Here is a 10,339-nt window from a genome sequence, read left to right on the forward strand (position 1 = left end):
TGCGGATTCAACAGAGCACTGGATTCGGAATCTTCGTGACTGCACTGGCAATTCTTGGATTCGTTCGTGCGGTGCTGCACGATTAAAACCTTTGTCAGAATGAATACCGTTTGTTAATTATAGCAGTTGATGTGGAATATCCAGACTTGCCATCAAACGGGGGATGGTGCAAAGTAGTGTCGGACTCATCTGTGCTTAAACGAGCACGAATAGTGCAACGCCAAGCAACACCAACACCACGTATAGTCCAAGCATTACTTCTCGTTTTAGTGGGCTCCCGAGCGGTTTCGCAGTTAGTCGACGAATGGGCGGTAAGATTGCAATCCCGCCAAGGATAAGGAAGAACGAAGCAACCTGTGGGACCAAGGTAAAGGCGCCAACGATCGTGCCATACCCGAAAACGTAACAAGTACGCCGCCAGAGTTGCTCGCGATCGCTAAGTTGGTCTGTCAGAGTATGTTCGGGCCCAGCGCCGCCACCTGCGTTCCCGGACTCTGCAGCCACCTTCTGGGCCTGTTGTTGCACACGTTTGTCAAATTCTTCCGCAGCGGCTTCGGTTTGGGGGGCACCGCACTCGACACAGTATCGGGCCTCTTGTTCAATCGACGAGTCACACCGGGGACAAGTCTTCATCCTCATCGGAACGGTACCGTGGTCGGACTTAACTCTTCGGAGCCGTATCAGAGGACAAACTCAGCTGCAGTCTGGCGATTTCCACAAAACCGCTCCGTTGCAGTTCATTCAAAAATCGATTGTAATAATTAGAAGAATTCAATTTGATCACATAGCAACGGCCAATCCTGCCGTTTTTTGATAATTAATTTATTACTCAATAAACTAATAAATAATGTGATCAATGCACGGCTGCTCAAGACGAACGAGGACAATGTTCAGCGCTAGAGCGTCAGGTTTACTGAGACTTTGTGACCAGCATGAGGACGCAAATATGACCAAACATTCATTACGCCTGAATGCGCCACGATCAATTCTCATCGCTGAGAAGCGCGGGGGAGTCGTTAAGTGAACGCTGTCCCCCCTTCCAGATAACCATGGCTACGCGCGTACTTATCGCGGACGACTCGGAGTTCATGCGGAACCTGCTCCGGGAGATCCTCGAAGGGGAGTTCGAGATCGTCGGCGAGGCCGAAAACGGCGTGGAAGCGGTCAACATGTACGATGAACACGGGCCCGACCTCGTGATGATGGACATCGTGATGCCGATCCGGGACGGTATCGAGGCGACGACGGAGATCCTCGAGGAGAACCCGGAGGCGACGGTGATCATGTGCACCAGCGTCGGGCAGGAGGAGAAGATGAAGGCGGCGATCAAGGCCGGCGCTGAGGGGTACATCACGAAGCCGTTCCAGAAGCCGAACGTGCTCGACGCCATCGGATCGGCGGTATAATGCGCGTCGACGTTCGGGCGCTCGGCGCCTGCAACCGGTTGGCGGAGCGGGGGGCCGGACAGGCCGCCGGCGCGCTCACCGACCTGACGGGCACGGACCTCTCCGTGGAGGTCACGGGTGCCAGCGTCGCCAGCGGCGAGGACCTCGCCGAGGCGTTCGCCGGCCGCGAGTCGATCGGCGTGAGCGTCGGGCTTCGCGGCGGGTTGGAAGGCGAGGCGGTGCTCGCGTTCGACGCGGACAACGTCGACGCCCTGCTCTCGCTGTTACCGGGCGGGTCGTCGATGGGGCGGAGCGCGGTGACGGAGGTCGGGAACATCGCGCTCGGCGGCTTCCTCGACGGGTGGGCGAACTACCTCGGGAAGGCGATCGACATGACGCCGCCCCGGTACTTCGAGGCCGACGGCGCCGCCGTCCTCCCCGACGGAGCGCTCGCCGGCGACGGCGTGTTCCTCTTCGAGAGCCGGCTGGACGCGACGACGACGGATCTCGACTTCTCGATCTACATGCTCCCCGACTCCGGGCAGTTCCGCGACCTCGTCGTGGGCAAGACCGCGCCGGCCGCGGCGCCGGGCGCCGACGGCGGGGCGGGGAACGACGGCACCGACAGCACCGCGGTCCCGTACGAGTCGCTGTCGACGTTCGCGTCGCTGGCGAAGCGGGGCTCCGCGAACGCCGCCGACAACATCGCGATGATGACCGGGCTCGACACGAACGTCGACGTGAGCCGGCTGCGGTTCGTCCCGCTGGCGGACGTGCCAGCCGAGGTCGGCGTCGAGCCGCACGCGGGGACCGTCTTCGAGCTTCAGGGGGAGCCGAGCGGCTACCTCGCGATCCTCTTCGAGGAGGAGTCCGCGGCGAAGATCGCGGCCTCGATGCTCCCCAGCGAGCCGGACGAGCCGCTCGGCGGGATGGCCGAGAACGCGCTCTGCGAGCTCGGGAACGTGATGACGAGCGGGTTCATCGACGGCTGGGCGAACGTGCTCGGCACCTCGATCAGCCACTCGCCGCCGGAGTTCGTCCACGACATCGGCTCGGCCACGATCAGCCCGCTGGTCGCCAAGCTGAGTCGGCGGCAGGACTACGGGTTCGTGATCGACGCCGCGATCCAGACGGAGGGTGTCCAGTCCCGGTGTGACGTGTACGCCCTCCCGGACGAGCGCGAACTGGCGCGGGCGCTCGACCGTCTCTCCGAGTCGTGAGCCACCACCGGTCGTCCCGCGGGGGAGAGCTCTCTCGGGAACGTGACTCGGGGCGGATCAAGGTCGGCGTCAGCGACCTGTCAGTCGCGACCGACGGGGAAACGCTGACGACGAGCGGCCTCGGCTCGTGCGTCGCCGTGGCGCTCGTCGACGAGTCGACCGGCGTTCGGGGGCTGTTACACGCGATGCTGCCGAACGGCACCGAGTCCGAGACCGGCATCGAGCGGCCGGGCAAGTACGTCGACACCGGCATCAAGAGGCTGATCGGGGAGCTGGAGGCCGCGGGCGCGTCGCCCCGTCGGCTCGAGGCGCGCGTCGCCGGCGGCGCGGAGATGCTCGATCTGACGGACGCGATCGGGCCACGGAACGTCGCGCGCGCAGAGCAGTGCCTCGACGCGGCCGGGATTCCGGTGGTCGAACGCGCCGTTGGCGACGACGTCGGGCGGACCGTCCGGTTCAGGGCCGACGGGCGGCTGGTGGTCCGGGCGGCCGACGGGTTCGAACGGACGCTTTGAGGAGTCCATCCGGAAACCGCCGGGAAAGCGTCGCCGGAGCTTCGTTGTGGCGGTGTCTTCTCACAGCTGATATTTTGAGGGGTGAATTGAAGTGTGTTCTGGGGGTGGTATTCGGTAATGGGCCTCGAACTACCGGTGTGGGGAGCTCCGGCCGCCGCATGGATAGTCGCCACGCTGGGGCTCGTCGGTGCGAGCGTCCTCGACAGATTTCTCGACGATGACGGCTCCGACGACGACGATTCCGGAGGCATGGGCGGCGACGACGATCCCTTCGGCGGCGGGATGGGCGGTGGCGGCGGAATGGGTGGAATGGGCGGCGGCGGTGGCGGCGGAATGGGCGGCGACGACTTCGACGAGTTCGACGGGATGGACGAGTGGGACGACGAGTTCGACGACGGCGGCGGTGGCGGCGCCGGCGCCGACACCGACGAACTGGAGAAGCGGCTCGACGACCTGGAGAACGAAGTCGCCTCGCTCTCGTCGACCGTCTCGACGGTCCGCTCGGAGAACGAAGAGATATCGACCGCCGTCGACGACATCGAGGAGGNNCGTCGACGGCGGCGGTGAGGGCTCGTTCGGCCTCTTCGACGACGAGGAGGGCGAGGACGCGGGCGACGACGACCTCGACGACGACGTCGCGAACGCGGACGCAGACGGGTTCTTCGACGACGACCTGCTCGACGACGATTTCGAGGACGACGACGAGTTCGCCGAGCTGGACGAGGAACCGGGCGACGAGCATACGGACGACGGCGACCCCGCCGACGCCGCGTCCGAGACCGCGGCGGCGGACGACGGTGACGACATGAACGACGATGGAAAGAGCTTCAGCGAGCTGAAAGAGGAGTACGACGCCGGGGAGGCCGACTGGGCCGACGAGGACGGCGCCGAAACGGACGCGGGCGCGGACGACGACCCGTTCGACGACGGGGGCGACTCGTTCGACGAGGAGCTCGGCGACGAGGCGGATCCCTTCGACGACGAGCCCGACGACGGCGTCGACGCCTTCGACGACGGGATGGACTCGTTCGACGACGAGCCCGTCGACGACGGCCCGGCGACGAACGGACACGAGCCGGAGCCAGAGCCGGAACCCGAGCCCGAGCCCGATCGCTCGCGCGGTCGGCAGCCCGGCGGCGACCCCGCCGAGGCGAACGGCGGCGGCTTCGAGTACGTCCAGCAGGACGACCTCTCGGGAACCCGCGGCAAGCCGTACCTCACGGAGCTCCCCGGCGACTACGTCGGCGACCTCCTCGTGATGGAGTGGCTGGAGTTCCTCGTCTCCGAGAGCGACGTCACCGACGCGGTACGCGCGATCAACTACTACGAGCGCATCGAGTGGGTCGGCCCCGACGCGGCCGCGCGCCTCCGCGACTTCCTCTCCGGCTTCGGCACGATCGACCGCAACCTCGTCGACCGACCGGGGACCGACCGACTGGTCCGCGAACACCACACGCGCAGCCTCCGATACGTGACCCAGCTCAACGGGACGAGCGGTCACCTGCTGCTGCTCGACCGCTGGGACGACCTCGCCGGCGGCTCGCTGGTCGGCGGCGGTCCGCCGCGGGCCGGTTCGGGCCGCGGGGGACGCGGAGGGCACGGTCGGCGCGAGGGCGGACGCGACCGCCGCGCGCCCGACCGCCGCAACGGTCGACGCGAGGAGCGCGGCGGCGACCGCGATCAGCGCGTGAGCGAGAACGGCCACGGGGACGAAGCGGGGCGGCGGGACGACCAGCCGGCCGGCCGAGACGGCCACGACGACCGTCGCGGCTCCGAGGGGCGCGAACGCAACGGGAGCTCACCGCGCCCGATGAACGACCCGAACCCGCGTTCCGACCGCGCCGACCCGGCCGACGGAGGGTGGGGCGATGGGCGTTAGCGTCTCGGCGTCGACGGCTATCATCGTCGCGGGGTTGTTCTTCGCGTTCACGACGTTCTACCCCGTCGCGGCCAACGGATTCGACCGCGTCAGCGACGCGCAACACGGCATGAACGAGCGCGCGCTCGAGCGGCAGAACACGGCGTTTTCGGTGTCGAACGCGACGTACGACAACACGAATCTCACCGTCACCGCCACCAACGACGGCTCCCTCGGCCTCGTCGCGGGCGACGCGACGCTGCTCGTCGACAACGAGTACGTCGACGTAGGGGGAGCGAACGCGACCACGAGCGTCGAGGGCGACGGCGATACGGAGCTGTGGCTCGGCGGGGAAACGCTGACCATCACGGTCAACAAGGCCGACCTCTCGACCGACGTGGTCGCCGGCGAGACCCGCGTCGTCCTCGTCGTCGAATCGGGCGTCCGCGACAGCGCGGAGGTGAGCGCGTAGATGGCGAGCGTCCCCGTCTCTCACCTCATCCTGTTCATCGCGAGCCTCGTGATCGCCGCCGGCGTGGTCGGGACGATCACCACGGGGGTCGACCGCGTGAGCGCGGCGGTCGACGACGCCGGGTTGGACGCGACCGAGACGCTCCGGACCGACGTGACGATCATCTCCGACGCGAGCGCAGGGGTGTACAACGTCAACGATCAGCACAACGTGACGCTTCTGATAAAGAACACCGGGACCTATCGGCTCGCACCCGACGGATCGGACCTCGACGTCGTCTTCGACGGTCGGTACGTCCCGCCGAGCGCGATCGACGGCAAACTCGTGTCCGCCGACGCGGGGGCGGCGTGGAGGCGGGGCGACGTGTTGCGGCTCACGATCAACACGAACGCGCTCGAGGGGACGAGCGGCGGCCTCGACGACGGCGATCACCGGGTGTACGTCACGGCCAACGGTGACGAGGAGCTGTTCCAGTTCCGCGTGGGTGGAGGCAACTGAGATGCCACACGACAATCTGCTCTCGCTCGGACTCGGGGAGCGCGACCGGCTGAACAAGGAGCTCGGCGGGGGGATCCCCCGCGGCAGCATCGTCCTGATGGAGGGCGACTACGGGGCCGGCAAAAGCGCCATCTCCCAGCGGTTCGCCTACGGGCTCGTCGAGGAGGGCGCGTCGGTGACGATGATGTCGACGGAGCTCACCGTCCGCGGGTTCATCGACCAGATGCACTCGCTGGAGTACGACATGGTGAAGCCGCTCCTCCAGGAGGAGCTGCTCTTTCTCCACGCCGACTTCGACTCCGGCGGGGCGTTCTCCGACACCGACGGCGAGCGCAAGGAGCTGCTCAAGCGCCTGATGAACGCGGAGGCGATGTGGAACTCCGACGTCGTCTTCCTCGACACGTTCGACGCCATCTTCCGGAACGACCCGACCTTCGAGGCGTTGGTCCGGAAAAACGAGGAGCGGCAGGCGGCCCTGGAGATCATCTCCTTCTTCCGGGAGATCATCTCGCAGGGGAAGGTGGTGGTGCTCACCGTCGACCCCTCGGCCGTCGACGACGACGCGATCGGCCCGTTCCGGTCGATCGCCGACGTGTTCCTCGAGCTGGAGATGATCGAGGTCGGCAGCGACATCCGCCGCCAGATCAACGTGAAGCGCTTCGCGGGGATGGGCGAACAGGTCGGCGACACGATCGGCTTCTCGGTCCGGTCGGGAACCGGAATCGTCATCGAGAGCCGGAGCGTCGCCTAGACATATGGGCGAGCCGACGCACAGTCGTCCCGACGGCCGGGACGCGACCGATCCGACAGGAGACACGGAGTAGACCATGACCGAACACGGCACAGCGAAACCGTCGGAAGAGCTCCGGAAGGCCGCCATGCGACGACCTCACCTCCGCGAGCACCTGCGGGAGTTCAAACAGATCACCGGGGAGTTCCCGCAGTTCATCGAGGAGCCGAAAGACGAGTACGAGTCGAACCGCCCGAACGTCATCTATCCGGTCGGCGGACCGATCTACAGCCACATCTACGGCGACCTCGGGCAGGACACCAAGTACTACGCCATCGAGCCGGAGGTCTCGGGGCCGCAGGCGGAGGTCCTCAACGAGGTGAAAAACCGCCTGCTCGCGGTGAGCGGCCAGCACAGCGCCCCCGGCAGCGAGGCCGAGTACGACGACCTCATCGAGGAGCTGTTGGAGGAGGTCACCCACATCGACGAGCAGAATCAGGGGTTCCGCGGCAGCCTCTCGAAGGTGCTCAACATGGGGAAGCTGTCGGTCACCGAGGAGACGTACGATAACATCCGCTACCGCCTCAACCGCGACATCGTCGGTCTCGGCCCGCTCGAGCCGGTGATGCGCGACCCGGCCAACGAGGACATTCACGTCATCGGGCCCAAGGAGTGCCACGTCGACCACGGGACGTACGGGATGCTGGAGACGACCGTCGACTTCGGCACGCCACAGGAGTTCGACAACTGGCTGCGCAACATGGGTGAGCGGATCGGCGACCCGCTCTCCGACTCCGACCCCATCGTCGACTCCACGCTGCCCGACGGGTCGCGTATCAACATCATCTACTCCGACGACGTGTCGCTGAAGGGCTCCTCGCTCACGATCCGGCAGGGCGAGGAGGTGCCGCTGTCGATCAACCAGATCACCAACTGGGGGACGCTCTCGCCGGAGCTGGCGGCGTACCTCTGGCTCTGTCTGGAGAACGAGCAGACGGTGTTCGTGGTCGGGGAGACGGCGTCCGGAAAGACGACGACGCTGAACGCCATCCTCTCGTACATCCCGGACGACTCGAAGATCTACACCGCGGAGGACACCGCCGAGGTCATCCCGCCGCACAGCACCTGGCAGCAGCTGTTGACCCGCGAGGGCGGCGGCGAGGGCTCCTCGGACGTGGACATGTTCGACCTCGTCGCCGCCGCGCTGCGCTCGCGCCCCGACTACATCATCGTGGGCGAGGTGCGTGGCGCCGAGGGGCGCATGGCGTTCCAGGCTGCCCAGACCGGCCACCCCGTGATGCTGACGTTCCACGCGTCCGACATCGTCTCGATGATCCAGCGGTTCACCTCCGAGCCGATCAACGTCCCGGAGACGTTCATGGACAACGCCGACGTGGCGCTGTTCCAGAACCGGGTGAAGCAGGGGGACGACGTGCTCCGTCGGGTGACGAGCGTCCAGGAGATCGAGGGGTACTCCAAGGAGATGGAGGGGGTCGTCACCCGCGAGGTGTTCAGCTGGGACCCCGTCGAGGACGAGATCGTCTTCCAAGGGATGAACAACTCCTACGTGCTCGAGGAACAGATCGCGACGCTGCTGGGGTACGCCGACACCCGTGACATCTACGACGACCTGGAGTTCCGCGCGGAGCTGATAAACCGGATGATCCAGGAGGGGATCTTGGGCTACCACGAGGTGAACGACGCGATCAACTCCTTCCAGCGCGACGGCGTCGAGGGGCTTCCCTTCGACATGCACCGGAACGTCAGATAGCCATGGCGGTGAAGGAGGTCGGCAACGGACTCGCGACGGCCGCGGAGCTGACCTCGGCCGTGATGGAGTCGTACGACAAGCTCGACATCTCGAAGCGGAAGTACGTCGGGCTCGTGTTGATCCCGGCGGTGCTCGTGTTCGCCGCGAGCGTCGTCGGGCTGTTCGTCCTCCCGCTGCCGTTGGCCGCGCGGGTTCCGATCCCGATGTTCGGCGGGCTCGTCGTGGTGTCGGCGGTGATCTACCCGAAGATCTACCTCTCCAGTCTGGAGACGCAGATCGACAACCAGCTCCACCTCGTGATGACGCATATGACCGTGCTGTCGACGACGAACATCGACCGCATGGAGGTGTTTCGGACGCTGGCGAAAGAGGAGGAGTACGGCGTCGCGGCCGAGGAGATCGGCCGCGTCGTCCACCTCGTCGACACCTGGAACCAGAGCCTCGACGACGCGTGTCGCCGGCGGGCCGAGGAGGTCCCCTCCGACGCGATGGCCGACTTCTTCGACCGGCTCGGCTACACGATGGGGGCGGGCCAGTCGTTAGAGGAGTTCCTCGTCTCCGAGCAGGACGTCATGTTAGCCAAGTACGAGACGGTGTACGAGTCCTCGCTGGCGAACCTGGAGGTGATGAAGGACCTGTACATGTCGATGATCCTCTCGATGACGTTCGCCCTCGTCTTCGCGATCGTGCTCCCGATCCTCACCGGGAACGACCCGACCGCGACGGTGGCGGCGGTCATCGTCCTCTTCGTCTTCGTCCAGCTCGGCTTCTACGCGATGATCCGGGCGACCTCCCCGTACGACCCGATCTGGTTCCACCCCGACGAGCGCGCCCCCGGCGACCTGAAGCTCTGGGCGTCGCTCGGGATCGGCGGCGGGCTCTCCTTCCTCATCATCGGGATCACGGCCGCCGGGATGTTCGGATACGGCCCGGGGCTCCCGGGGCTGCTCTTCTTCCTCGACGACGTGCGGCTCCCGCTGTACCTCGCGGTGCCGATATCGCCCCTCATTATCACCGGCGTCGTCCTCCGCACCGAGGAACAGGCGATCACGGCCCGCGACGGGGAGTTCCCCTCCTTCGTCCGCGCGCTCGGCGCGACCGAGAGCGCCAAGCAGTCGACGACGACGGACGTGTTGACCACGCTGCGCGACAAGAACTTCGGCGCCCTCTCGCCGTCGATCGAGCGGCTCTACCGCCGGCTCAACATGCGTATCAGCACCGAGGGCGCGTGGGAGCAGTTCACCTACGACACCCGGTCGTACCTCATCCAGAAGTTCTCCGAGATGTACCTCGTCGGGCGGCAGATGGGCGGGGACCCGAAGATGCTCGGCGAGCTGATCTCGAAGAACATGAACGCCGTCAACCAGCTCCGCGAGCAGCGTCGGCAGGCGGCGATGACCTTCATCGGCCTGCTGTACGGGATCACGGCGGCGGCGACGTTCGCCTTCTTCATCGGGCTGGAGGTCGTCGCGATCTTGGCGGACCTGACCGCCGACTTCGGCCTCGACCAAATGGATATGGCCCAGATCGTCTACCCCGGGGCGTACGACATCCCCCTCATCGAGTACCTGCTGCTCACGGTCGTCCTCTTCAACGCCGCGCTCTCCTCGCAGATGATCCGGCGGATCGACGGCGGGAACCCCGCGAACGGCTACATCCACTTCGTGCTGCTGACGTGGCTCGGCGCGGGGACGGCGATCGCGACCCGGACGCTGGTGAACGCGATCTTGACGATTTAGGCGGTGATTCGTTTATAAATGGTCGCTGATGACGTTGCGGTGAACATCTCCAAAGCCCCAGTCGCGACGACTCGCGCGGCTCGCTGCGCGCTTCAGTCGCTCACTTCGTTCGCTCCCTGCAGTGCTTACGTCGCCGTGCTTCGCCCTCGCG

The 10,339-nt window shown here is 65.9% G+C and carries 9 protein-coding genes and 1 pseudogene; 9 read left to right on the top strand and 1 reads right to left on the bottom strand.

The window, feature by feature from the left end:
- Positions 1 to 195: 195 nt before the first annotated feature.
- Positions 196 to 633, bottom strand: a complete 438-nt coding sequence (locus DJ69_RS18920; RefSeq protein ID WP_099256134.1) for a zinc ribbon domain-containing protein — start codon at positions 631 to 633, stop codon at positions 196 to 198.
- A 416-nt stretch (positions 634 to 1,049) separates the two neighbouring features.
- Between DJ69_RS18920 and cheY the strand changes: the two genes are divergently transcribed.
- From cheY to flaJ, 9 genes and pseudogenes are all read left to right on the top strand, one after another.
- The gene (gene cheY, locus DJ69_RS13760) at positions 1,050 to 1,406 is read left to right on the top strand and encodes a chemotaxis protein CheY (protein ID WP_099256126.1); all 357 of its coding nucleotides are present in this window, start codon (positions 1,050 to 1,052) and stop codon (positions 1,404 to 1,406) included.
- On the top strand, positions 1,406 to 2,605 hold the full coding sequence (locus DJ69_RS13765) for a chemotaxis protein CheC (protein ID WP_099256127.1): 1,200 nt from the start codon (positions 1,406 to 1,408) through the stop codon (positions 2,603 to 2,605). The genes cheY and DJ69_RS13765 overlap by 1 nt, the downstream gene beginning before the upstream one ends.
- The gene (locus DJ69_RS13770) at positions 2,602 to 3,120 is read left to right on the top strand and encodes a chemotaxis protein CheD (RefSeq protein ID WP_099256128.1); all 519 of its coding nucleotides are present in this window, start codon (positions 2,602 to 2,604) and stop codon (positions 3,118 to 3,120) included. Before DJ69_RS13765 ends, DJ69_RS13770 begins: the two co-directional genes overlap by 4 nt.
- Before the next feature lie 117 nt (positions 3,121 to 3,237).
- Positions 3,238 to 4,999: pseudogene (locus tag DJ69_RS13775) on the top strand (FlaD/FlaE family flagellar protein).
- Positions 4,989 to 5,450, top strand: a complete 462-nt coding sequence (locus DJ69_RS13780; protein WP_099256129.1) for a flagellin — start codon at positions 4,989 to 4,991, stop codon at positions 5,448 to 5,450. Before DJ69_RS13775 ends, DJ69_RS13780 begins: the two are co-directional and overlap by 11 nt.
- On the top strand, positions 5,451 to 5,948 hold the full coding sequence (locus DJ69_RS13785; RefSeq protein WP_099256130.1) for a flagellar protein G: 498 nt from the start codon (positions 5,451 to 5,453) through the stop codon (positions 5,946 to 5,948).
- A 1-nt stretch (position 5,949) separates the two neighbouring features.
- Positions 5,950 to 6,699 carry an ATPase domain-containing protein gene (locus DJ69_RS13790; RefSeq protein WP_099256131.1) on the top strand — a complete coding sequence of 250 codons (750 nt, stop codon included), beginning with the start codon at positions 5,950 to 5,952 and terminating at the stop codon, positions 6,697 to 6,699.
- Between the two features lie 76 nt (positions 6,700 to 6,775).
- The gene (locus DJ69_RS13795; RefSeq protein ID WP_099256132.1) at positions 6,776 to 8,449 is read left to right on the top strand and encodes a type II/IV secretion system ATPase subunit; all 1,674 of its coding nucleotides are present in this window, start codon (positions 6,776 to 6,778) and stop codon (positions 8,447 to 8,449) included.
- Between the two features lie 2 nt (positions 8,450 to 8,451).
- The gene (gene flaJ, locus DJ69_RS13800; RefSeq protein WP_099256133.1) at positions 8,452 to 10,188 is read left to right on the top strand and encodes an archaellar assembly protein FlaJ; all 1,737 of its coding nucleotides are present in this window, start codon (positions 8,452 to 8,454) and stop codon (positions 10,186 to 10,188) included.
- The last annotated feature ends 151 nt before the right edge of the window (positions 10,189 to 10,339 follow it).

It is taken from the genome of Halorubrum persicum (assembly GCF_002727125.1).
GTDB classification, from domain to species: Archaea; Halobacteriota; Halobacteria; order Halobacteriales; family Haloferacaceae; genus Halorubrum; species Halorubrum persicum.